The organism is Rhizobium sp. BK181, from assembly GCF_014193305.1.
Lineage (GTDB): Bacteria > Pseudomonadota > Alphaproteobacteria > Rhizobiales > Rhizobiaceae > Rhizobium.
The window spans coordinates 282296-305745 of the sequence record NZ_JACHZA010000004.1 but is presented as its reverse complement, the minus strand read 5'-3'; the positions used below and the strand labels follow the sequence as shown (position 1 = coordinate 305745).

Annotated in this window: 18 protein-coding genes; 6 read left to right on the top strand and 12 right to left on the bottom strand. The window is 60.6% G+C overall.

The genetic code is table 11. The features are described 5' to 3' along the window. Positions 1-11: 11 nt before the first annotated feature. From FHT77_RS13865 to FHT77_RS13840, 6 genes are all read right to left on the bottom strand, one after another. Complete coding sequence (locus tag FHT77_RS13865; protein WP_183755573.1) at positions 12-1793, bottom strand: bifunctional diguanylate cyclase/phosphodiesterase; 1782 nt, start codon at positions 1791-1793, stop codon at positions 12-14. Positions 1794-1977: 184 nt separating this feature from the next. After that, positions 1978-2874, bottom strand: coding sequence for an NAD(P)-dependent oxidoreductase (locus FHT77_RS13860; RefSeq protein ID WP_183755572.1), 897 nt, complete (start codon positions 2872-2874; stop codon positions 1978-1980). Beyond that, positions 2871-3854, bottom strand: a complete 984-nt coding sequence (denD, locus tag FHT77_RS13855; protein ID WP_183755571.1) for a D-erythronate dehydrogenase — start codon at positions 3852-3854, stop codon at positions 2871-2873. The genes FHT77_RS13860 and denD overlap by 4 nt, the downstream gene beginning before the upstream one ends. A gap of 139 nt (positions 3855-3993) precedes the next feature. Further along, complete coding sequence (locus FHT77_RS13850) at positions 3994-7194, bottom strand: efflux RND transporter permease subunit (RefSeq protein WP_183755570.1); 3201 nt, start codon at positions 7192-7194, stop codon at positions 3994-3996. A 122-nt stretch (positions 7195-7316) separates the two neighbouring features. After that, on the bottom strand, positions 7317-8507 hold the full coding sequence (locus FHT77_RS13845; RefSeq protein WP_016554974.1) for an efflux RND transporter periplasmic adaptor subunit: 1191 nt from the start codon (positions 8505-8507) through the stop codon (positions 7317-7319). 41 nt (positions 8508-8548) lie between these two features. Then, positions 8549-9370 (bottom strand): alpha/beta hydrolase fold domain-containing protein, encoded by an 822-nt coding sequence (locus FHT77_RS13840; RefSeq protein ID WP_183755569.1) that lies wholly within the window; start codon positions 9368-9370, stop codon positions 8549-8551. 167 nt (positions 9371-9537) lie between these two features. Here FHT77_RS13840 and FHT77_RS13835 point away from each other — a divergent pair, with 167 nt between their 5' ends. Next, on the top strand, positions 9538-10449 hold the full coding sequence (locus FHT77_RS13835) for a LysR family transcriptional regulator (RefSeq protein ID WP_183755568.1): 912 nt from the start codon (positions 9538-9540) through the stop codon (positions 10447-10449). 240 nt (positions 10450-10689) lie between these two features. Here the strand turns inward: FHT77_RS13835 and FHT77_RS13830 are convergent, their stop codons facing one another. Then, entirely contained in the window at positions 10690-11589 is a 900-nt protein-coding gene (locus FHT77_RS13830; protein WP_183755567.1) for an SDR family oxidoreductase, read from the bottom strand. Positions 11590-11672: 83 nt separating this feature from the next. Further along, entirely contained in the window at positions 11673-12413 is a 741-nt protein-coding gene (locus tag FHT77_RS13825) for an SDR family oxidoreductase (protein ID WP_183755566.1), read from the bottom strand. Between the two features lie 122 nt (positions 12414-12535). Here FHT77_RS13825 and FHT77_RS13820 point away from each other — a divergent pair, with 122 nt between their 5' ends. The 3 genes from FHT77_RS13820 to FHT77_RS13810 are packed head-to-tail and all read left to right on the top strand — an operon-like array spanning position 12536 to position 14414. Continuing rightward, a complete protein-coding gene (locus tag FHT77_RS13820; protein ID WP_183755565.1) occupies positions 12536-13426 on the top strand; it encodes a LysR family transcriptional regulator in 891 nt (296 codons plus the stop codon). A 46-nt stretch (positions 13427-13472) separates the two neighbouring features. Next, the gene (locus FHT77_RS13815; RefSeq protein WP_040674664.1) at positions 13473-13793 is read left to right on the top strand and encodes a hypothetical protein; all 321 of its coding nucleotides are present in this window, start codon (positions 13473-13475) and stop codon (positions 13791-13793) included. Positions 13794-13823: 30 nt separating this feature from the next. After that, positions 13824-14414, top strand: a complete 591-nt coding sequence (locus tag FHT77_RS13810) for a DNA-3-methyladenine glycosylase (RefSeq protein WP_183755564.1) — start codon at positions 13824-13826, stop codon at positions 14412-14414. A gap of 3 nt (positions 14415-14417) precedes the next feature. On the opposite strand, the gene FHT77_RS13805 is transcribed toward FHT77_RS13810, so the two are convergent. From FHT77_RS13805 to FHT77_RS13795, 3 genes are read right to left on the bottom strand one after another with little or no spacing between them, the layout of a single operon-like run. Next, positions 14418-15959, bottom strand: a complete 1542-nt coding sequence (locus tag FHT77_RS13805; protein ID WP_183755563.1) for a DHA2 family efflux MFS transporter permease subunit — start codon at positions 15957-15959, stop codon at positions 14418-14420. Continuing rightward, positions 15952-17178 carry an HlyD family secretion protein gene (locus tag FHT77_RS13800; RefSeq protein WP_183755562.1) on the bottom strand — a complete coding sequence of 409 codons (1227 nt, stop codon included), beginning with the start codon at positions 17176-17178 and terminating at the stop codon, positions 15952-15954. The genes FHT77_RS13805 and FHT77_RS13800 overlap by 8 nt, the downstream gene beginning before the upstream one ends. Then, positions 17171-17635 carry a MarR family winged helix-turn-helix transcriptional regulator gene (locus tag FHT77_RS13795; RefSeq protein WP_183755561.1) on the bottom strand — a complete coding sequence of 155 codons (465 nt, stop codon included), beginning with the start codon at positions 17633-17635 and terminating at the stop codon, positions 17171-17173. Before FHT77_RS13795 ends, FHT77_RS13800 begins: the two co-directional genes overlap by 8 nt. 403 nt (positions 17636-18038) lie before the next feature. On the opposite strand from FHT77_RS13795, the gene FHT77_RS13790 reads away from it, so the two are divergent. Both FHT77_RS13790 and FHT77_RS13785 read left to right on the top strand, forming a co-directional pair. Continuing rightward, positions 18039-19214: an efflux RND transporter periplasmic adaptor subunit gene (locus FHT77_RS13790; RefSeq protein ID WP_183755560.1), complete on the top strand. Its 1176-nt coding sequence runs from the start codon at positions 18039-18041 to the stop codon at positions 19212-19214. Beyond that, on the top strand, positions 19211-22408 hold the full coding sequence (locus FHT77_RS13785) for an efflux RND transporter permease subunit (protein WP_183755559.1): 3198 nt from the start codon (positions 19211-19213) through the stop codon (positions 22406-22408). The genes FHT77_RS13790 and FHT77_RS13785 overlap by 4 nt, the downstream gene beginning before the upstream one ends. Here the strand turns inward: FHT77_RS13785 and FHT77_RS13780 are convergent. Beyond that, positions 22403-23410 carry an acyltransferase gene (locus tag FHT77_RS13780; protein WP_183755558.1) on the bottom strand — a complete coding sequence of 336 codons (1008 nt, stop codon included), beginning with the start codon at positions 23408-23410 and terminating at the stop codon, positions 22403-22405. The two genes, FHT77_RS13785 and FHT77_RS13780, sit on opposite strands and share 6 nt — an antisense overlap. Between the last annotated feature and the right edge of the window lie 40 nt (positions 23411-23450).

The window sequence follows — 23450 nt, the reverse complement described above, 5'->3', positions numbered from 1 at the left end:
CTACCGTCCGGCTATCGGCGGAGGTTGGCGGCCAGCGCCTCCTTTTTCGATGCAAAAATCCCATCGATCTCGGACGCCGGCAGCGGATGGCCGAGCGCGAAGCCTTGCAACGTGTGACAGCCGAGCTTCGCGAGCGTCACCGCATGATTTTCAGTCTCGACGCCTTCCGCAATCACGTCGACGCCGAGCGCCTTGCCGATCTCGACGATCGACTTGACGACGCGGCGTTGCTCGGACGAAGTATCCACCTCGCTGACCAGCTGCCGATCGATCTTCAGCCGGGCCGGTCGCAGCCGCACGAGGCCGATCAGCGACGCGTGGCCCGAGCCGAAATCATCGATCTCGATTTCGATACCCATTTGCTTGATGCGATCGACAGCCTGCAGAAGTTCATCGTCGCAATCATCCAGAAAGATCGTCTCGACGAGTTCGAAAACCAAAGCCCCTTCCGGTATCTCCAGCGTCTCCAAATCTTCGATCAATTGCGGATCGTAGAGCCGCTGTCCGGAGATATTGACCGAAATTCGCGGTAGGGCAGTTCCGTGCTGCCCCCAGCTCAGCCGATCCGCGAGCACGCGTCGCAGGATCGAAGCATCGATCTCGGAGGACAAGCCGAACTCGTCGGCGATTTTCAGGAATATACCGGGTGAGAGCGTGCCGCGCTCGCTATGATGCCAACGCGCCAAAGCCTCGATTCCGACGATCTCCCGGGTGTGGGCATCGAGCTGCGGTTGGTAGAATGGAATGATGTCGCCCTGTTCCAGCGCGAGCTTCAACTCTTCGGCAAGACGCCGCTTGCCCATCAGATCGTCTTTGAGCTGCTGCGAGAAGAACTCGATGCGGTCGCGCCCTGATGTTTTTGCCTGATAGAGCGCGATGTCCGACTCTGCGAGAAGGTTGGAGCCCGAGCGATCCGATGACCAGGAAATGCCGATTGAAGCTCCGGATTGCAACATTTCGTGGCCGAAGCGAATCTTCTTCTTCAAGCGTCGCTGCACTTCGCGCGCCATCCGGTTTAGATCTGTCAGACCACCGAAATTGACCAGCAGGATGACGAATTCATCTCCGCCGATACGCGCCGCCATGGCCGCCTTCGGAACAGCAGTCTCGATCCGCAAGGCGGCAGCCCGCAACACGGTGTCGCCCGCGACATGGCCATGGCTGTCGTTGATCTGCTTGAACTCATCGAGGTCGAGATGTAGGACCGCAAGCGTAGAGACCGAGGCATCCTCCGCCAGTTCCGCCAGACGCTTGTCGAAAAGACGGCGGTTAGGAAGTCCCGTCAAGTAGTCGTGTTCCGCTGCATGTTCGATGCGCGCACTGCTCTCCTCCAAGGCCAAGGCACGCGCCTCGGCAACGGCGCGCTGACGGGCAGCCTCGTTCGCGAGCAGGACGTCCGCCGTAACGTCCCATTCGGCACCAATGAAGAAGGGGGATCCTTCCTCGTTGACATAGAAATGGGCCCGTGACCGGATATGCCGTATCTCACCGTTCGGCCAAACGATCCGGAACTCTGAATTGTATAGCCCACGCCGCGCAGTCGCTTCCTCGAATTCCAGTTCGGCGCGCTCGCGATCGTCGGGGTGAATTGCATCAGACCAGACAGCCGTCGGGACCGGACCGTTGCCTCGTCCGGTCTGGTACAGTCGATGCATCTGGACGTCCCAGGAAATCTCATTCTGAGCGAGATTGTGCTCCCACACACCAATCTGGGACGCATCGAGCGCAAGCTCAAGGCGCCGCAGGATGTCCTGGAACTCTCGTTCGGACCGTGTGGGACTGCTCGATGCCAACGCCGTTCAAGCCTCATACAGCTTTCAGTAACAGTAGGGTATCGGTCCTCGTGCGAGGAATCTCATTATGCGGGCAGAACCAACCTTTTGGCGAGAGATTAATTAGGATGCACTAAAAATCCATCAACAACTGTAGGCGAAACACAGCACTCGATCTTGGCAGAGATCCAGTGGACTAGGCAATTCAGCGTTTCGAGGAACGAAGATTCTTTTGTTCGAGTTGCAACAGCAAGCCGCTATGATCGGTTTCGCCACCGCCATGTTCGACGAACTCCGCAAATTCGGCACGCACCGCTTGCGTCAACGGCAGGGCTAGAGCGAGACCGTCGGCAGTCGCGATGATGTTGTTCAGATCCTTGAGTTGCAGTTTGGAGGGACCTGCGGTTCCGAAATCGCGATCAACCATTCGCTGACCGTGAACATCCAGGATTCGGCTTTCGGCAAAACCGCCCCGGATCGCGCGGCGAAATGCCTCACGCGAACCGCCCCCGGCCTCGACGAGCAGCATAGCCTCGGCAACGGCGCCGATCGTTATGGCAACGATCTGCTGGTTCCCAAGCTTCGCGAGCTGCCCGCAACCGCTCGGTCCAACATGCGTAACGCGGCCAAGCGGCGCAAAGACGTCCGCCAGCTCTTCAATCAGCTTGGCGTCGCCGCCTGCCATGATCGCAAGCGTACCGGCAGCCGCGCCGACCACACCGCCCGACACCGGCGCATCGAGATGTGCAATGCCACGCTCGGCGAGTTTCGAGGAATGCTCTCGCGCCGTATCCGGGGCAATGGAACTGGAATCGATGACGACCGCGCCGGTATCGAGCGCCTCTGCGGCGCCTTGCTTGAACAACACGTCCTCTACTGCCGTTCCGTCAGTGAGCATCGTGAAAACCACCGATGCTCCCTCGACCGCAGCAGCTGGCGTATCGGCAACCACCGCGCCGTCCCCGGCAAGTTCCTGCGCCTTGGCATGATTGCGATTCCAGACCGTGACGGCAAAGCCGGCGTGGAGCAGGCGGCGAGCCATCGGTGCGCCCATCAGCCCTGTCCCCAGGAATGCAATGCTGCGCGATTTGCTGGTCGTCATAGCCGTCCTCCCAGTTCATCCTCGATATGCACGCGAATAATGTCGTCGAAAGAAGCATCGGCGACGAAACCCAACTTTCTCGCGCGCTCGGCCGCGAATGCCTGCGGCCAACCGGACACGATCTTCACGACTAGCTCATCGGGTTCGCGGCGGATCAGAGTGACGGCCTTTTCTCCCGCGATCTTGCGCAACGCTTCAATCTGCTCCCCCACCGTAGCGCTGACACCCGGCATCGTCAGGCTGCGGCGGGCGCCAAGCGGCTCGAGATCGATACTGGCGGCATGGATGAGAAAGCCGACGGCCGAACGCGGCGACGCATGCCAATGACGGACAGTTTCCGGCACCGGCAGGATTGCCTCCTGCCCGGCCAATGGTTCGCGCACGATGCCGGAGAAGAAACCGGAGGCAGCGTTATTCGGTTTGCCGGGACGGACGCAGATCGTCGGCAACCGGATGCCGATGCCGTCGATGAAGCCCCGGCGCGTATAATCTGCCAGGAGCAATTCGCCCATCGCCTTCTGCGTGCCATAGCTCGTCAACGGTGTGAGATTGAAATCGTCAGGGATCACCTCGGGGAATGGTGCTCCGAAGACCGCGATGGACGAGGTGAAAACGACGCAGGGCCGATAACCGTCCTGAAGATGTGCCTCCCGGATCGCCTCAAGAAGCGCACGCGTGCCTTCTAGATTGATGCCGTAACCTTTTTCGAAATCCAGCTCAGCCTCGCCTGACACGATTGCGGCGAGATGAAACACCACATCGGGCCGCGAGGCGATAATTCGCGTGGCTTGCCCTGGAGCAGAAACGTCGATCGCGCTGGTCTCGACACGCCCGTTGAACCCTTCAGGCGCGGCGGGTATGACGACATCAACAAGAGAAAGCCGATTGATCGACTGGCCTGCTAGCCGTCCATCCGAGACAAGCCGCGCCGTCAATTTGCGCCCGATCATTCCAGCTGCGCCGATAATCGCGATATGCACTGGCTGCCTCCATCAATCGTTGCAGTGTGCGACTCCCCTCGCCCTGCATCCCTTTTGAGACATAGCCGTATGGCTCTCCCATGAAAACAGGAAAGGCGGAGCATTGCTCCGCCTTTCCACGTCTCGCCGCTCGGAAGGGCTATTCGGCAGCGAGTCGTATGATTTCGGCTTCCTCCGCATCGTGCTCGTGCTCCTTGTGCTGGATCAGCGGGCGATTGCCCGACAGCTTGCGGACCAGCACGTAGAAGACGGGCGTCATGAAGATGCCGAAGAAGGTGACCCCGATCATGCCCGAGAACACCGCCACACCCATGGCGGCACGCATCTCGGCACCCGCACCGGTGGAGGTGACCAGCGGCACGACACCCATGATGAACGCCATTGATGTCATCAGGATCGGGCGCAGACGCAGGCGGCTTGCTTCGATGGCGGCCTGAACCGGAGTCCGTCCCTCGAATTCCAGCTCGCGGGCGAATTCCACGATCAGGATCGCGTTCTTCGCCGAGAGGCCGACAAGAACCACCAGACCGATCTGCGTGAAGATGTTGTTGTCTCCACCGGTCAGCCAGACGCCTGTCAACGCAGCCAGCACGCCCATCGGCACGATCATGATGATCGCGATCGGCAGCGCAAGGCTCTCGTACTGCGCAGCGAGCACCAGGAACACCAGCAGCAGGGCCAGCGGGAAGACGATCACGCCGGAATTGCCAGCCAGGATCTGCTGATAGGTCAGATCCGTCCATTCGAAGCTGATGCCCTTCGGCAAGGTCTCTTCGGCGATCTTCTCGATCGCTGCCTGAGCCTGGCCGGAAGAAAAGCCCGGAGCAGGACCGCCGTTGATATCGGCGGAGAGGAAACCGTTATAACGGTTGGTCCGCTCCGGCCCGGTTGTCGCGTTCACCTTCAGGAGCGCAGACAGCGGGATCATCTGGCCCGATGCCGAACGAACTTTCAGCTTGCCGATATCCTCGGGCTGCGCCCGGAACTTGGCATCCGCCTGGACACGCACGCTGTAGGTACGGCCGAAGGCGTTGAAGTCGTTGACATAGAGCGAACCGAGGTAGATCTGCAGCGTCTCGAAAACGTCGGTTACCGGGACGCCAAGCTGTTCTGCCTTCTCACGGTCGAGATCGGCATAGAGCTGCGGAACATTGATCTGGTAGGCAGAGAAGATGCCCGTCAGTTCAGGCGTCTGGTAGGCCTTGGCGATCATCGCCTTGTTGGCCTCGTCGAGCACCTGGTAGCCGAGACCGGCGCGGTCTTCGAGCTGCATCTTGAAGCCGCCCGTCGTGCCGAGACCGTTCACCGGCGGCGGCGGGAACATCGCGATGAAGGCATCCTGGATCGCCCCGAACTTCTGGTTCAGGGCCATGGCGATCGCGCCGCCCGAAAGCGCCGGCGACTTGCGCTCCTCGAAATCCTTCAGCGTCACAAAGACGATGCCGGCGTTCGAGGAGTTGGTGAAGCCGTTGATCGACAGGCCCGGGAAGGCAATCGCATGCGCGACGCCTGGCTCGGCCATGGCGATGTCGCTCATCCGCTTGATGACGTCTTCGGTACGGTCAAGGCTGGCGGCATCCGGCAGCTGGGCAAAGCCGATCAGATACTGCTTGTCCTGCGCCGGCACGAAACCGCCCGGCACCGCATTGAAGAGCCCGTAGGTCGCGCCTGCCAGCACGACATACACCAGCATGACGATGCTCTTGCGCGACAGCAGACCGCCGACGCCCTTGCCATAGCCTCGCGAACCGGCGCCAAAGGCCTTGTTGAAGCCACGGAAGAACCAGCCGAAGACGGCGTCCATGGCGCGGGTCAGCCAGTCACGCTTGGCGTGATGGTCCTGCAGCAGCAGCGAAGCCAGAGCCGGAGACAGCGTCAGCGAGTTGAAGGCCGAAATGACCGTCGAGATCGCAATCGTCAGCGCGAACTGGCGATAGAACTGTCCGGACAGACCGGAGATGAAGGCGAGCGGCACGAAAACCGCGACGAGCACCAGCGCGATCGCGATGATCGGACCAGACACTTCCTTCATGGCCTTGTAGGTGGCAGCCCGCGGGCTGAGCCCGTTTTCGATGTTTCGTTCGACGTTTTCGACAACGACGATCGCGTCGTCCACCACGATACCGATCGCCAATACGAGGCCGAAGAGACTGAGCGCGTTGATCGAGAAGCCGAAGACATACATCACCGCGAACGTGCCGATGATCGAAACCGGAACGGCTATCAGCGGGATGATCGAGGCGCGCCATGTCTGCAGGAACAGGATGACGACGATGACGACGAGCGCGATGGCTTCGAGCAGCGTATCGACGACCTTCTCGATCGACGAGCGAACGAATTTCGTCGTGTCATAGACGATCTCGTAGCTGACGCCATCAGGCATGGCGGTCTTCAGCTCTTCCATCGTCTTCTGGACTTCGTCCGAGATGGTGATGGCGTTCGAACCTGGGGACTGGAAGACCGGAATGGCAACCGCCGGCTTGCCGTCGAGAATCGAGCGCAGCGAGTAATCGGCAGCACCGAGTTCGATACGGGCGACATCGCGCAGGCGCGTGATTTCGCCATTCGATCCTGTTTTGACGATGATGTTGCCGAACTGCTCAGGCGTCTGCAGACGACCCTGCGCATTGACGTTCAGCTGCAGGTCGACACCCGACAGGCTCGGCGAAGCGCCGATGGTGCCGGCTGCGGCCTGTACGTTCTGCCCGCGGATCGCGTTGGTGACGTCGCTCGCAGCAAGGCCATGCTCGGCCGCCTTCTGCGGATCGATCCAGACGCGCATCGAATAGTCGCCCGAACCGAACACTTGTACCTGGCCGACGCCATCGATGCGCGCCAGCCGGTCCTTGATGTTGAGGACGCCGTAGTTGCGCAGATAGGTGATGTCGTAGCGGTTGTCAGGCGAGATCAGGTTCACGACCATCATCAGGTCGGGAGAGCTCTTGACCGTCGTGATGCCGATGGTCTTCACCTCTTCCGGCAGACGCGGTTCGGCCTGCGACACGCGGTTCTGAACCAGCTGCTGCGCCTTGTCGGGATCGGTGCCTAGCTTGAAGGTGACGGTCAGCGTCATGACGCCGTCCGAGGTCGCCTGGCTGGACATGTAGAGCATGCCCTCGACGCCGTTGATCTGCTCTTCGAGCGGAGTGGCGACCGTCTGCGCGATGACCTCGGGGTTTGCGCCCGGATAGGTGGCGCGCACGACGATTGATGGCGGAACGACCTCGGGATATTCGGAAATCGGCAGTGAACGCAGGCCAAGCAGGCCGGCGACCACGATGAGGACAGATAGAACTCCGGCGAACACCGGACGGTCGACAAAAAATCTGGAGAAATTCATTTCAAAGCCCTCTCCGGGATGAAATTTTGGATGCAACGGCCCTCTCCGGCGGTGGGAGGCCGCCGGTGGGTCGGGTCATTTCGGAATTGCACGGAGCGCCGAAACGCTCCGGATAGTTTGGCTTACTGAGCCGTCGCGACTTTCTCTTCCGCCTGCGGGGCAACCACTGCACCCGGACGGATACGCTGCAGGCCATTGACGACGATCTTGTCACCAACAGTCAGGCCGCTTTCGACGATACGCTGGCCATCTGCAGATGGGCCGAGCTGGACCGGCCGGTAGCTGACCTTGTTTTCGGCATCTACAACGAACACGAACTTCTTGTCCTGGTCGGTCCCGATCGCGCGGTCGCTGATCAGGATCTTGTTCTCGGCCTTCGGCTCGCCCATGCGGACGCGGACGAACTGGCCGGGGATCAGCTTGCCGCCGGGATTGTCGAAGACGGCGCGAACGCCGATCGTGCCGCTGGCCGCATCAACCTGGTTGTCGATCAGCTGCAGCTTGCCCTTGATCGGCGTGCCCTGATCGGCGAGCGTACCGACCTCGACGGGGATCTGCTCGACAGCGGGAACGGCGCCATCGCCAGCAGGAAGCTGGGCAAGCGCATTCGTCACCATCTCTTCGCTGGCGTTGAAGCTGGCGTAGATCGGATCGACGGACACGAGCGTCGTCAACGCGGGAGATGCGCTGCCTTCGGCAACGAGGTTACCGACAGTCACCTCGATCTTGCCGACACGGCCGGCAACCGGGGCGCGGACCTCGGTGTAGCCGAGCTCAAGCTGTGCCGAGCGAAGCGCCGCCTGGGCGGTGCGAAGACCGGCCTGCGCCTCGGTGAAGGCATTCTGCCGCTGGTCGAAATCGCTTTGCGAAATCGTCTTGTTGTCGGAAAGCCTGCGGCCACGCTCCAGCTCGATCTGAGCAAGATTGACCTTGGCCTCGGCAGAGGCAGTCTGTCCTTCAGCCTGCGAAACCGCCGCCTGGTAGGGCTCCGGATCGATAGTGAAGAGCAGATCGCCGGCCTTGACCAGCGCGCCTTCGCGGAAGTGCACGGACTGGACGGCGCCGGCCACACGTGAACGGACCTGCACGCGGTCGACGGCCTCAAGCCGTCCCGAAAACTCCTGCCATGTCGTGACGTCACGGCTGGCGACGACGGCAACCGTGACCGGCACAGCGGGAGCCTGCGCGGGTGTGGAAGCCGCCGTTGCAGTCGTGCTCATCGGCAGTTCGAAAAAGATGGCTGCGGCCGAAACGGACGCAGCAAGTCCCAAGCCGGCGCCCACAAGGGCCCAGCGCTTTTTACTGGACGTCATTGGTACTCTCCTTACGGCCCTCTCTCAGTGGCCGAATTCAATCAGTTCGTCTTCAATGCAATAGGTTGGCTGCTAATATCCCGAACGAAGCTTTCGAATTGGTCCGTGATCGTCCGTTCCCAATTCGGTGCCTGTTCGCACTTCCCGCCATAAAGCAACGGCCAGCCTGCCCCGGCGGGGAGGACATTCCGGCGAACTGGAACGCCAGCCTGTTTCAGGCGGTCTGCGTAACCGAGCGTTTCGTCGCGAAGTGGATCATCTTCTGCGGTCAGAACGAGCGCGGGCGCGACCCCTGAAATCCGCGAACAGAGACACGGCGCCGCATAGGGATGACAACCGCCGCCGCTGAGATAATGACTCCAGCCCTCGGCCCAGCGCTGACGCATACCGATGCCGTCCGCCTTGCGGATCGACGACGTACCCATGAAAGGATCAAGCAGTGGCGAAATCAGAATTTGGCCATCGAGCGCATCCGCATAGTGGTCTCGCGCCTTGAAAGCGACACCGGCAGCAATATTGCCGCCCGCCTCTTCGCCAGCAACGATCAGCAACGAATTGCGATCGCCAATGCCGGACGCCCGCTTGTTGGCGAGATAGGAAAAAACAGAGTAGCCGACTTCGAGCGGCTTCGGAAAGACGTTGCCAAGTGGGGCGTTGTAGTCGGGCACGGCGACGATCGCGCCCGCTTTCGCCAGGCTTTCGGCAACAACGCTGTCCCTAACGCCCGACTGCAGAAAAGCACCGCCGTGAAAAAACAGCACGATCGGCGACCCCTTGCCGAACTCGGCGCCCTGATAGACGCGTGCGGAAACGGGGCCAGTGGCCACCTTTTCCATCACTATGTCTTTCACCTGCACCGTCATCGTTTCGGCTCGCGTCTGACCCACATAACGTATTGCGAGCCAAGACGGCTTGCAATTTCTGAAGAAAACATATTGTTATTCCATTGTCGGAATAAGAAGCGATAGAGCAATTACACTGTTCCGAATTTCGAACAATACCGCAGTGCAACCTGCTTAGGTGATTTCCGATGGACCAGCTCTCGGCAATGCGCGCTTTCATCCGCGTCGTAGAGACGGGCAATTTCACACGGGCCGCCGACACGCTCGCCATGCCCAAGGCGACGGTGACCAATCTCATTCAGGGGCTTGAAGCGCACCTGCACACCAAGCTTCTCAACCGCACCACGCGTCGCGTCATGGTGACGACCGATGGCGCACTCTACTATGAGCGAGCGGCGCAGATCGTCTCCGAACTCGAAGAGTTGGACGGCAGCCTTTCGAACTCCCAGGGCCTGCCGACCGGCCGCTTGCGCGTCGAAATGGCAGGCGCCTTCGCCGACTGGATCGTCGTGCCGGCACTTTGCGATTTCTACCAGAAATATCCTGATATTCGTGTCGATCTCGGCGTCGGCGACCGCACCGTCGACTACCTCGCGGAGAACGTCGACTGCGCCCTTCGCGGCGGCACGCCGGCCGACCAGTCGCTGATCGCGAGACGCGTATCAGAGGTTGAATTGGTGACCTGCGCAGCGCCACTTTACATCGAGAAATTCGGCATTCCCGCCCGTCCGGAGGAGCTGGAAAACGACCACTATTCAGTAAGTTACTTCCGCGCCCAGACGAACAGGACGCTTCCCTTCGAATTCCGCAAGGACAATGAGGATCTGGAGATCAATCCGCGCTACCTGCTATCGGTCAACGACAGCCGGACCTTCGTGACAGCGGCATTGAGGGGGCTCGGCATTGCTCAACTGCCGCGCTTCATGATCCGCGACGCCTTGACCAAGGGCGACCTCGTGGAGATCCTGCCGGAATGGAGCCGCGAACCCCTTCCTCTCTACATCGTCTATCCGCCGAATCGGCACCTCAGCAACAAGGTCCGCGTCTTCGTCGACTGGCTGGTGAAACTGCTCTCGGATGCGAAGTTGAACGATGCGTGACGCAGTTGCGGCCCGGAAGGGAGTTCCTTCGACGGGCCGCAACTGTCTGTCTTCAAATTCCTTTCAGACCTCGTCGCGCCACCAGGGAAATGGCTCGGCCGGTATCTGAGGTTGGCGCCCGGAGTTGGAGGTCTTCCAGTCGCCCTTACATCATAAATATAAGCCTGCTTTTTGCCGTTTGTTAAGTGCTGATTCCTGCACAGCAGGTTCGCAAAAACGGAACAATGGCAAATATCACGACTAGTGAACAGCTGCCTTGAGGAGATCTTCCAGCCCGATCCGCCGGAACATTTCGGCGCGAACACGATCAGCAACACCATTGACCACCTCGGCGCCATCTTCGGACGGATCGACATGGGTACGGAAAGGACGCTTGCCGAAAGGCATCGCGACAACCTCTGCAATTGCCGTCGCAACCGAACCCGCATCGGCATCAATAGGTTCGAGCGCAGCAAGCCCCTGCAGCGCCTGCTCCGGCACACCCTTGTAAGGTCCGTCGTTGTATTCGGCCGCGCGCGCCGCATCAGCCGGCGAGCCGGAATGCGCGAAGTGGTTGGTGCCCTTGGTAAAGGCGCCGGGCACGATGATCGCGGTCTCGATGCCCCAGCGGGTAAGCTCGGACGCGTAGGAAACGGCAACCGAGTCCATCGCCGCCTTGGCCGCGAAATAGGGTGCGAGATAGGGCGGCGTGCCGCCGCGCGTGCTGGAAGAAGACACCCAGACGACAAGCCCCTTGCCCCGCTTGCGCATATGGGGAAGCACGGCGCGGTTCACCCGTTGCGTCGATAGCACGTTGATGTCGAACAGTTCGGCATATTGCTCCGGCGTGAATGCTTCGGCCGGTCCGAAGGACATATGACCGGCATTGTGGATGATGACATCCAGCCTACCCGCCTCGTCGAGCACCTTGGCAATTCCGGCTGCGATGGAAGCATCCGAAACGACATCGAGCTCGACTGGGCGGAGATCGACCTTGTTGTCCCCCGAGAACGTTGCGATATCGGCGACGGCCTTTGCGTTGCGGCCCGCCGTATCGCGGATGCCGGCATAGACGATGTGCCCTTCCTTGGCGAGTGTACGGGCGGTGAGAGCGCCGAAGCCGCTGGATGCTCCAGTAATGACGATGACCTGCTTTTCCATTGTCCTATTCCTTCGAGAAGTGACTGATGACGTCTGATGCGGGAGATCGGCGCCGGGCCGACCCCGCCGCTGCAAGGCTGGAGTCAGATGATGCCGCCGTTGGCGCGCAGCACCTGACCGTTGATCCAGGAACCATCGGGGCCTGCCAGGAACGAAACAGAAGCGGCGATATCCTCGGGCGTCCCCAAGCGCTCCAGCGGGTTCATCTTGGCCATGCGGGCGATCAGTTCCTCCGACTTGCCATCGAGGAAAAGGTCGGTCGCTGTCGGCCCCGGAGCCACTGCGTTCACGGTGATTTCGCGACCACGCATTTCCTTCGACGTGATCGCCGTCAGCGTTTCGACAGCCGCCTTGGTCGCGGCGTAAACGCCGTAGTTTTCAAGCTTCAGACCGACGACGCTCGTCGAAAAGTTGATGATGCGGCCGCCGTTGCGCAGACGCTTTGCGGCTTCGCGCAGAGTGTTGAAGGTGCCCTTCAGGTTGACGCTGACCTGGCGATCGAAATTTGCATCGTCGGCATCGGCAATCGACGAGAGCTGCATGATACCGGCATTGTTGACCAGCACATCAACACCGCCGAAGGCTGCTTCCGCAGCGTCGAACATGCGGCGGACGGCTGCGGGATCGCTGACATCGGCCTGCGCCGTCAACGCCCTGCCGCCGCTCTGCTCGATCTTTTCCACCAGCGCCTCGGCGAGTGCTGCGTTACCGGCATAGTTGACGACGACGGTGAAACCGTCCCTGGCCAGCCGTTCGGCGATTGCGGCGCCGATGCCCCTCGATGCGCCTGTGACCAGTGCGACCTTGTTCTCGTTGTTGCTCATTACCTTTCTCCTTCACTGGGTGCGGCTCGCCGCGTTTTGGATGAGGAGAAGATGCCACTTTTCGAATAGCGGATAATCAGCCATTATTCGGCATCACTATCCGGACATGGCGAACAAACAAGATGGACAGATTCGATGCCATGCGGGTGTTTTCCCGCGTCGTGGAGAGGCGGAGCTTCACGCTCGCCGCCGAGGACACCGGCCTTCCGCGCTCCACGGTCACGGATGCGGTCAAGCAGCTGGAAGCCCGCCTCGGCGTACGATTGCTGCAGAGAACGACGCGCCATGTCAGCCCCACGCTTGATGGCGAAGCTTACTACCAGCGCTGTCTTTCCATACTCGCCGACATCGAGGACGCAGAGGGCGCCTTCGCCGGCGCCAAGCCGAAAGGCATGCTGCGCGTCGACGTGCATGGCACGCTTGCCCGCCATTTCGTGCTGCCAAGTCTTCCGTCCTTCCTCGAGACCTATCCCGATATCGAGTTCTACATGAGCGAGGGTGACCGACTGGTTGACGTCGTCCGCGAAGGCATCGATTGCGTGCTGCGCGTCGGCGTTCCCCAGGACAGCGACATGGTGGCGCGACGCGTCGCCATGCTGGAAGAGATCACGCTGGCGTCTCCCGGCTATCTTGAAAAGCATGGTGTGCCCCAGCATCCCGACAGGCTCGACGGTCATCGCATGGTGGGCTTTCGCTCGACCGCGACGGGTGGTGTCCTGCCCCTGGAATTCCTCGTCGGCGGCAATATCCACAACGTCACCCTGCCGGCGCCGGTCACCGTCAACGCCGCCGAAAGCTTCATGTCGGCAGCCCGGCTCGGCCTCGGTCTCATTCAGGTGCCGCGGTATCATGCCGAGAAGGATCTGTTCGATGGGGCGCTGGTTCATGTGCTGCCGGATTTTCCGCCGACGGAGACACCCGTCTCCCTGCTCTATCCGCGAAACAGGCAGCTCTCTCCGCGCGTTCGCGTTTTCATCGACTGGCTGGTGAAGGTCTTTGCTCGACAATCCTAGCGAAAAGCGTTTCACTTGGAGCAACTCTCAGAACCCGGAGATTTCCATGGCCATCACAGACGTCACCGTACATCCGAAGGACGGCGGCTTCGTTGTCATCTTTACGGATCAGTCCGGCAACAACATATCGGTCACGCTCTATGCTGCAGCCTCTCCCGGACTGACGAGCGACAACGCGATTACTCGCGCAAGGGCGCTGCTTGCCGCAACGCTACAGAGTTCGCAGGTCGACGGAGCACGCGGCAAGGATGCCGCACTTCTGGAAGAGGAACTGGAAGAAGGCCTCGAGGACACCTTCCCCGCCAGCGATCCCGTATCGGTCACCGGATCATCGATTTCCGCGCACGACCCGAAGGTCGGCCACTAGAGTGTCCGAGCGATCGAAAGCCTGAACCAGATGACACATGCCGCCGGTGCGATCGGCGCCGCTCCCCTCACCGGCCCTGATCTCACGCGCTTTTTCGAACGCGATGCGATTGCTGTTGCCCGTGATTTGCTTGGCTGCCATCTCCGTGTCGGTGATGTCGGCGGTCGCATAACCGAAACCGAAGCCTATTTCCCCGACGATGCAGCCTCGCATGCCTTCCGCGGCCCTACACCGCGCAACGGCGCGATGTTCGGCAAACCGGGCAACGTCTACATCTACCGTATCTACGGCATGCATTGGTGCGTAAATTTCGTGTGCACGACGGGCTCCGCCGTGCTGATCCGCGCACTCGAGCCGGAAGCCGGCATCCCGACCATGATCGACCGGCGCAACAACGATGCGTTGACCCAACTCTGCAGCGGCCCTGGCAAGCTCTGCCAGGCGCTCGGCATCGACCTGTCCCTCAACGACAGGCTGCTCGATCGGCCGCCCTTCTCGATCTCCCCTTCCGCCCCCGTCGAGATTGTCGCCGGCAAACGCATAGGCATAACGAAAAATGCCGAAGCACCTTGGCGCTTCGGCATCTCCGGGTCTCGCTATCTCAGCAAACCGTTTCGCTGAGCATCATTCCATGACGGCGCTGTGGTCCATGACCGGCGCCACCTTCGGCTTGCGCAGCAGCAGCGCAAGCGGAATGACCGCAAGCGACATCAGCATCAGCAGCTTGAAATCGTCGATATAGGCGATGATCGTCGACTGCAGGGTGATCACTTCGTTGAGCGCCGCGCGACCGGCTGCGGTCAGCGGGTTCATCCCTTGCGCCGCCGTTGCCTCGAAGGCACGGTTGAACGGCGTCACATAAGCCGCGATGTTCTCATGGTTGACCTGTGCGTTCTCCACCAGCAGCGCCGAAACGATCGAGATGCCGACGCTCGAGCCGATGTTACGCGACAGGTTGTAGAGGCCGGTACCGTCGCCGCGCATGTGCGCGGGCAGCGTCGAGAAGGCGATCGTCGTCAGAGGCACGAACAGGAAGCCAAGCCCGGCGCCCTGAATGAAGCCGACGGACACGATCGTCCACTGTGAGACATCGGGCGTCCAGCCGGTCATGTCGTACATCGCCCAGGCCGTCAGCCCGAGGCCCAGCACCAGCAGCAGGCGCGTATCGACCTTGCCGATGAGCTTGCCGACGATGAACATGCAAAGCATTGTGCCAAGCCCGCGCGGCCCCATAACGATGCCCGCGGTGATGACGGGGTAGCCCATCAGCGTCTGCAGGTATGGCGTCATCAGCGCCAGGGAGGCGAGATAGGTTATGCCGATCACGAAGATGAAGAGCATGCTCACCGAGAAGTTCCGGTCAAGGAACAGCCGCGGATTCACGAAGGACTTCTCCGCCGTCAGCGTATGCACGATCAGCAGGTAAAAGGCGGCGGCGCAGACGATTGCCTCGATCATGATCTCGCCCGATGCAAACCAGTTGAGCTGTTCGCCGCGATCGAGAAACAGCTGCAGCGACGCGATGCCGAGACTCATCATCCCGAACCCGAACCAGTCGAGCTTCGCCAACGCGTCCAGCTTCGTTTCCGTGACGTAGATCACGATGCCAGCGAATGCCAGCGCACCAATAGGGACGTTGATATAGAACACCCAGCGCCAGCTGATGTTGTCAGTCAGCCAGCCGCCGATGACAGGTCCCAGGACCGGCCCGACCATGACCGAGACGCCAAATAAGGCCATGGCCGAGCCGCGCTCCTCGACACTATAAATGTCGAGGAGGATGCCCTGAGAGAGGGGCACCAGAGACGCGCCGAACAGGCCCTGCAACAGGCGGAAGGCGACGATCTGGTTCAGCGATTGCGCAAGGCCGCACAGGACGGAGGCGAAGACGAAGCCGGCGATCGCCGCCAGCAACACCCGCTTGCGCCCGAACTTGGCGGCGAGAAAGCCCGACGGCGGCGTCATGATCGCAGCCGCCACGATGTAGGAAGTCAACACCCAGTTGATCTGGTCGGCGCTCGCCGAGACGCTGCCCTGGATGTAGGGCAGCGCGACGTTGGCGATGGTCGTATCCAGCGCCTGCATGATGACGGCCAGGATGACACAGGCCGTGATCGCGCCGCGGTTGGCAACCGGGGTGGACGGAGATGATGCAGCGTTACTCATGGTCCTTGCCGCCTGAGCGGCCCAAAAGCTTGGAAACGAAATCCGGAAGACCGCGGGCGCGACCCGTATCGACGTCGACGACCGTGCTCATGCCGACGCGAAGCGGCGGCTTGCCGGCAGCGTCATCGATGCTGACGCGCATCGGAATGCGCTGCACGACCTTCACCCAGTTGCCCGTCGTGTTCTGCGCCGGCAGCAGCGAGAAGCTGGAACCGGAGGCCGGGCTGATGCTCTCGACCTTGCCCTTCCACTCGACGCCCGGATAGGTATCGACATAGATCGTCACCGGCTGGCCGGGCTTCACATAGGTCAGCTCGGTTTCTTTGGGGCTCGCCGCAATCCAGAGATTGTTGTCCGAAACCAGCGAGAAGGCTTGTGTCGACGCCTGCAGATAGGAGCCCGGCTGCAGCGAGTTGACGTTCGTTGCGACGCCGTCGAACGGCGCCTTGACGACGCTGTGGTCGAGTTGGCGCTGAGCGTCATCGACCTTCGCCTTGGCCTCGAGGTAAAGCGGGTTCTGGTCCACTGGCTGATTGGCATTGCCCCCGAGCTGCGCCAGCGTTGCTGCTGCCTCGGCCTTCGCAACGGCGACCTTCTGGCGTCCGGCGTCGAGATTGTGCTTGGCCTGATCATAGGCGGTCCGCGTCGCGGCAGAGCTGTTCAGCAGGCTCTGCTGCCGATCGAACTCGGTCTGATAGTAGGGAATGTCGGCTTCCGCCTGGGTGATCTCGGCAAGCGACTGCTGGTAGCTGGCCTGCATGTTCAGGATCTGGTTGCGTACGGCGCCAAGCTGCGCCTCAGCGCCTTCAAGCGCGATCTTGAAGGCATCCTGCTGCAGGCTGAAGAGCTCCTGGCCCTTCTTCACCGCTTCGTTCTCATGCACGTTGATCTGGTCGACGATACCGGAAACGTCGGTCGTCAGCCCCACCATGTCGGCCTGGATATAGGCATTGTCGGTCGACATGATCTGACCGCCGTTGACATAGTAGTATCCACCGACGACGAGCGCGACCGGCAGCAGGGCGAAGAGAACGGGCCGCGTGAGACTGCGCCGGCGGCGGACCTGTGTGCCGCCGGGCGCAGCCACTGCAGTAGCGGGCGCTGAATTGGATGAAGGCGCCTCGGCTACCGTCTCCCCGCGGGGGGAAGCCTCGTTTTCTTCAACTGGGTTCTTGGCATTTGCGTCTGCTACGACGCGCAGGGAGGACTTCTCAGCCATGTTTTGTCTCATCTTCGGCTACCGGGGTTCGGCAAGCCTGCGCTAGGTTCGTCTTCATTGCGGTTAGGATACCGAACAGCTGATCGCGCTGCTCGGAAGGGATGCCATCAAAAGCTTCGCCGCGTGTCAGGTCGCCCAGTTCACGCATCTCGGCCAGAAGCGGATGCGCTTCCTCGCGCACATAGAGAAGCCAGATGCGGCGGTCAGTCGGATGCTGGCGGCGCTCGATGAGACCACGATCGGCCAACTTGTCGAGAATGCGGACCAGCGTGATCGGTTCGATTTCCAGGATCTCGGCAAGTCCGCCCTGGTGGATTCCCTCATTGCTGCGGAGATAGGCGAGCGTCTGCCACTGCGACCGCGTCAGCCCAAGGCAACGCGCGCGCTGCTCGAACCGCTTGCGAAGCAGCCGTGCAACGTCGTGCAGCAGAAAGCCGAGAGTGGGATTGCCGTTCATTGATATTCGCGCCAATTGTAAGCACACTTATAATACGCTCAGATATATTAAGCGTATGCGCTGCACAAGTCTGTCGGCCACGAAATCGTGTGTTGCGAGCAAAATGCCGCACACGCATTCTGGTCGGACTTACACGCATGGCTTCCAGCAGCCCGTGAAATTGCAACCGGTCGGCATTTGCAATTTCTGCCGGAGGCAGTTTATATACGTCCTACAGGTACTTAGCGGGTCTCCGCATTATTCTTTTCTAGCAATCGCAGATCGTCCGCGCGCCCAGAATGGCGCTCAGGTGCAGAATATCGATACGGGCGACGCTTTTTCGCTCGGACGCAGCAAGACGTGACACGCATTATCTTATCGACATAGTGGGCTCGCTGGCAGCGGCCCAAATTGGGAGACTGTTATGCCTTTCTCAATTAGAAACATGCTTTTGCTGAGCAGCATGATCCTCTTGCCTGCAGCAAGCGCAGTCGCCCAGGGTGCCCCGCCTCCCCCACCCGTCACCGTTGCCAAGCCTGTCGTGCGCGATGTCGTCGACAACGATGAATTCATCGGCCGCTTCGAACCGGTGGATGAGGTATCTGTCCGTTCTCGCGTCGGTGGCTACCTTCAGGAAGTGCATTTCACGGACGGCGCCATTGTCAAAGCAGGTGACCTGCTTTTCGTCATCGATCAGCGGCCTTTCATCACTGCGCTTAATGAGGCAAACGCTGCGCTGGAGGTGGCCAAGTCCACACAGACCTATGCTGAAGCGCAGTTCAAGCGCGCGGAGTCGCTGGCGACCAGCGGCAGCCAGTCGGTCTCTACTTTGGACGACCGTCGCCGGGAATGGCTTTCGTCGCAGGCGAACGTCCGCGGTGCCCAGGCGACTGCCGACCGTGCTGCTCTCGATATGGACTATACCAAAATCACGGCACCCTTGAGCGGCCGTATCGATCGCCGCCTGATCTCGATCGGCAACCTGGTTCAAGCCGACCAATCGGTACTGACGACAATCGTTTCACTCGACCCGATCGACTTCTATTTCGATGTCGACGAGCGCCGGCTCCTGAATTTCGCTGACACTGCTCGCAGGAAGGGCCAGGTGCTTCAGCAGGGCGGCGGAGGCGTCGACGTGACGGTGACGATCAGCGACCCGAACGCCAAGCCCTTCACGGGAAAGCTCGACTTTGCGGAGAACAGGATCGACAACCAGAGCGGCACGATCCGGCTTCGCGCCCGCTTCGCCAACCCGGATCTCGTGCTTCAGCCTGGCCTGTTTGGGCGCATCCAAGTCGCGGCCTCCAATACCTATAAAGCCGTCCTCGTCCCCGACGAAGCGATCGGCTCCGACCAGAATGAGCGCGTCGTGTTTGTCGTCGGCACCGACGGCAAGGTTTCGACTATGCCGGTACGGCCGGGTCCGCGAATCTACGGCTATCGGGTCATTCGCGAAGGCCTCGACGGCACCGAGACGATCGTCGTCAATGGCCTGATGCGCGTCCGGCCCGGCGCAACGATCACGCCGAAGATGATAGAACTACCGCAAGAACGGCGCGATACGCCGCCCGATTCCCCGGTCCCGGAGAGCGGCCAATGAGATTTGCCCATTTCTTTGTGGACCGGCCGATCTTTGCGGCCGTCATCTCGATCGTCTTCCTCGTCGTCGGCAGCATTGCTTATACGCAATTGCCGGTATCTCAATACCCCGAGATCGCACCACCGACTATCGTCGTACGCACGTCCTATCCCGGCGCCGATCCGCAGACTATCGCCGACACCGTGTCAACGCCACTCGAGCAGCAGATCAACGGCGTCGAGGACATGCTTTATATGTCCTCCTATTCCAGCGCCGACGGCGCCATGTCGCTGACGATTACCTTCAAGCTGGGCACCGACCTGGACAAGGTGCAGGTTCTTGTCCAGAACCGCGTCTCGATCGCCTTGCCCCGCCTTCCCGAAGAGGTGCAGCGGCTCGGTGTCACCACAGACAAGAGTTCTCCCGATCTGATGATGGTCGTGCATCTACTGTCACCGTCGCACCGCTACGACCAGCTTTACGTCTCGAACTACGCGCGCAACCGCATCCGCGACGTTCTCGTTCGTCTAGATGGCGTTGGTGACGTACAGATCTTTGGCGAGCGCCAATATTCGATGCGAATCTGGCTCGATCCGGAAAAACTCTCCGCCTATCAGATGACATCGGATGACGTTGTCGCAGCGCTCCGCGACCAGAACGTCCAGGTGTCTGGCGGCAAGATCGGCGCGCCTCCCGTTACCGGCAAGAATGCGTTCGAATATACGGTGCGCACCGAGGGACGTTTTTCCGATGTCCGCCAATTTCGCTATGTCATTGTTAAATCAACCGCCAGCGGCCGGCTGGTCGCGCTGCAGGATGTGGCTCGTATCGAGCTCGGCGCGCAAGACTACGTCACCAATAGCTATCTGAACAACGATCCGGCCGTTGCCCTCGGTGTCTTCGCCCGGCCCGGAACCAATGCACTGGATACCGCGCATCAGGTCCAGGCGATCATGAAGGACATCTCGCAGAATTTCCCGCCGGGATTGGAATATCGGATCGTCTACGACACGACCGAATTCATCTCGGATTCGATTGCGGAGGTCTATCGAACCATTGCCGAAGCGGCGATTCTGGTGGCCATTGTCGTGCTGGTCTTCCTGCAATCCTGGCGCACGGCGATCATTCCGATCGTTGCAATACCGGTATCGCTGATCGGCACCTTCGCGGTGCTGCTGGCATTCGGCTTCTCCCTCAACATGCTGACCCTGTTCGGTCTCGTGCTTGCCATCGGTATCGTCGTCGACGATGCGATCGTCGTGGTGGAGAACGTCGAACGCAATCTGGCGCGCGGGATGTCTCCGAAGGAAGCGGCTCATGTCACCATGGATGAAGTCGGCACCGCGGTCGTTGCGATTTCGTTGGTCCTTATCGCCGTGTTCGTACCGACGGCCTTTATTCCGGGCATATCGGGCCAGTTCTACAGGCAATTCGCGGTTACGATCTCGGTCACCACGGCAATCTCGGCGTTGAACTCCCTGACGCTTTCACCAGCGCTGGCCGGGATCCTGCTGAAAAGCCATGACCACGAAACCAAGCGTGTCAGCATAGCAACGCGTTTCGTGCGCAGCCTGGCCAACGGCTTCAACCACGGCTTCGATCGAATGAGTGCCGGCTACTCATGGATCATCCGGCATCTCGTCAGCAGCTGGGTGGGGCTGACCTGCTCGCTTCTCGTCTTCGCAGGGCTCTTGGGAGCAACCTGGTACATGGGCACTAAAGTCCCTTCGGGCTTCATCCCGACCATGGACCAGGGTTACGCAATCATCGTCATACAGCTTCCCGATGGCGCCTCGCTCGCGCGTACCGATGCCGTCGTCAAGCAGGTCGGCGACATCGCCCGGCAAGTTCCCGGCGTCGGCAACGCCGTCCAGTTTGCCGGCTTCAGCGGTGCGACCTTCACGAATGCCTCGAATGCGGGTGTGGTCTTCGTTCCGTTCAAGTCTTTCGCCGAACGCGAGGAAGGCGGCGAGACCGCAAACAAGATTATCGGAGAACTCTTCGGCAAGCTGCAGAGCATCCAGGAAGCCTTTATCATCGCCATCCCACCGCCCTCGGTACGAGGCGTCGGCAACTCTGGCGGCTTCAAGATGCAGGTTTCCGATCTTGAAAACGCCGACATGACCCGCGCGCTTGGACTCGCGCGGCAGATGATGGGCGCCGCCGCCACAACTGAGGGGCTGACCGGCGTCTTCACAACCTTCTCGGACGCCAGCCCGCAATACTTCCTCGAGATCGACCGTGATAAGGCGCGCTTCCTGAACGTGCCGATCCCCAATATCTTCAACGCCCTGTCGATCAATCTCGGCGTTTCCTATGTGAACGATTTCAATGCGTTCGGCCGCGTTTACCAGGTCAGGGCTCAGGCCGACCGACAATACCGCATGGACCGAGACGACATCCTTGCCCTGAAGGTCCGGTCGGCGACCGGTGCGCTCGTGCCCCTCGGAACCCTGATGGAGATCAAGGATGCAAGCGGCCCGGCGCTTGTCCAGCGTTACAACATGTACGTTTCGGTGCCGCTGCAGGGAAATCCGACGCCGGGCACATCGACCGGCGATGCCATCAAGAAGATGGAAGCGCTGGCGGCAAAGATTCTGCCACCGGGAACCACGTTCGAATGGACGGAACTGGCCTACCAGGAAACCCACACCGGAAACACGGCGATTTACATATTTATTCTGTCCGTGGTCTTCGTCTTCCTGGCTCTGGCGGCGCAATATGAAAGCTGGGTGTTGCCTCTCGCCATCATCCTCATCGTTCCACTTGCCGTGCTCGCTGCTCTGATCGGTGTTTGGTTGAGAGGAATGGACAATAACGTCCTGACGCAGATAGGTCTGATCGTCCTCATCGGTCTTGCCGCCAAGAACGCGATTCTGATCGTCGAGTTCGCCCGGCAGGCGGAAGAGGAAGGCAAATCGCCGGTGGAGGCCGCAGTGGAGGCCAGCCATCTTCGCTTGCGTCCGATCCTGATGACGGCGTTCGCCTTTATTTTCGGCGTATTGCCGCTCGCGATCGCCACCGGCCCCGGAGCCGAAATGCGTCAGTCACTCGGGACGGCCGTTTTCTCAGGGATGCTTGGCGTAACGATTTTCGGCCTGTTCCTGACGCCCGTTTTCTACGTCGTGCTGCGCGGGCGCCGGAAAAAGCCTGCTGTTGCGCAGACCGAAGCCGCGCCACCCTCCGAGGAGGCTGCCACCGGGACTTCTTCATGAAGGGCGCCGCTCGACCACGTTCTGTTTGAGCAGGTCTGACGATAGGATCTTCCGGAGCGGCTTCTCGACAAGCTCGTAGGCTGCCGCTCCGAGAACAGTTCCGCCAACAGCGGCGACCGCGATCGTCGAGGTGGTCGACAACCCGATCATGCCGGCAGCCTTAACGATCACCGAGATCGCCAGTGTGTGCCAGAGGTAGATCGAATAGGAGGCATCGCCGAGATACGTGAGAAGCGGCACACGGCCAATGCTGCCATCTGTCTCGAGCGACACCATGCCGTAGACCAGCGCCATGGCGAGCGGCCCGCAGATCGTTTCGTCGAAATCGGCACCGATCAGGAAAATCGTCGCAAAGCCGGAGAGCGAGGCACCGACACAAGCAAGCCCCAGGCTAGTTCCTGCGATCCACCGCTTGATCCACAATTCCGCAATGAAGACGCCTCCGAGGAATTCCAGAATGATCGGCCGGGTATAGGTTTTGAGCACCGGCGACGCCGGCTCGAAAAGAAGGCCGATCAGGAAAAAGCCACCGAAGATCGCCGTCAGATACAGCAGCCGCCAGCGACGTGGCAGGAACAGCGCCCCAGCAAACAACACGTAAAAGAACATCTCGAAACTCAGCGTCCAACCCTGGACGAGGACCGGCCAGATGTCGCCGGTGCTTGGCGACAGGGCCGGAATGAAGAACAGCGAGGCAAGGATGTGGGCGCCGGTCAGCTTCAGGTTCGGGAACAGGCCGACCACAGCGCCGGCGATCATCACGCCAGTCACCAGCCAGTAGGAGGGCGCGATACGCCTAATGCGATCGAGCAGGAACCCTTGGGGTGTCATCGGGCGGCGATCACTGATGACCCACATGATGAAGCCGCTGATCACGAAGAAAACATCAACGCCAGCGGCACCGATTGCAAAATGCTCACCGGTCTTTTCGGCAGCGTGGAAGACCACGACGGCAAGTGCCGCAAAGGCGCGCAGATATTGGATGCCGTAAAGTGTCTTCATCGGTTTCCTCGGGGAGCCGGTCAGGCCGGTCGAAATGTTA

Coding starts and splice junctions, on each gene's coding strand:
- FHT77_RS13860 (WP_183755572.1), bottom strand. CDS start 2,874: ATGACGACCAGCAAATCGCGCAGCATTGCATTCCTGGGGACAGGGCTG.
- FHT77_RS13850 (WP_183755570.1), bottom strand. CDS start 7,194: ATGAATTTCTCCAGATTTTTTGTCGACCGTCCGGTGTTCGCCGGAGTT.
- FHT77_RS13845 (WP_016554974.1), bottom strand. CDS start 8,507: ATGACGTCCAGTAAAAAGCGCTGGGCCCTTGTGGGCGCCGGCTTGGGA.
- FHT77_RS13840 (WP_183755569.1), bottom strand. CDS start 9,370: ATGACGGTGCAGGTGAAAGACATAGTGATGGAAAAGGTGGCCACTGGC.
- FHT77_RS13835 (WP_183755568.1), top strand. CDS start 9,538: ATGGACCAGCTCTCGGCAATGCGCGCTTTCATCCGCGTCGTAGAGACG.
- FHT77_RS13830 (WP_183755567.1), bottom strand. CDS start 11,589: ATGGAAAAGCAGGTCATCGTCATTACTGGAGCATCCAGCGGCTTCGGC.
- FHT77_RS13825 (WP_183755566.1), bottom strand. CDS start 12,413: ATGAGCAACAACGAGAACAAGGTCGCACTGGTCACAGGCGCATCGAGG.
- FHT77_RS13820 (WP_183755565.1), top strand. CDS start 12,536: ATGGACAGATTCGATGCCATGCGGGTGTTTTCCCGCGTCGTGGAGAGG.
- FHT77_RS13815 (WP_040674664.1), top strand. CDS start 13,473: ATGGCCATCACAGACGTCACCGTACATCCGAAGGACGGCGGCTTCGTT.
- FHT77_RS13810 (WP_183755564.1), top strand. CDS start 13,824: ATGACACATGCCGCCGGTGCGATCGGCGCCGCTCCCCTCACCGGCCCT.
- FHT77_RS13805 (WP_183755563.1), bottom strand. CDS start 15,959: ATGAGTAACGCTGCATCATCTCCGTCCACCCCGGTTGCCAACCGCGGC.
- FHT77_RS13800 (WP_183755562.1), bottom strand. CDS start 17,178: ATGGCTGAGAAGTCCTCCCTGCGCGTCGTAGCAGACGCAAATGCCAAG.
- FHT77_RS13795 (WP_183755561.1), bottom strand. CDS start 17,635: ATGAACGGCAATCCCACTCTCGGCTTTCTGCTGCACGACGTTGCACGG.
- FHT77_RS13790 (WP_183755560.1), top strand. CDS start 18,039: ATGCCTTTCTCAATTAGAAACATGCTTTTGCTGAGCAGCATGATCCTC.
- FHT77_RS13785 (WP_183755559.1), top strand. CDS start 19,211: ATGAGATTTGCCCATTTCTTTGTGGACCGGCCGATCTTTGCGGCCGTC.
- FHT77_RS13780 (WP_183755558.1), bottom strand. CDS start 23,410: ATGAAGACACTTTACGGCATCCAATATCTGCGCGCCTTTGCGGCACTT.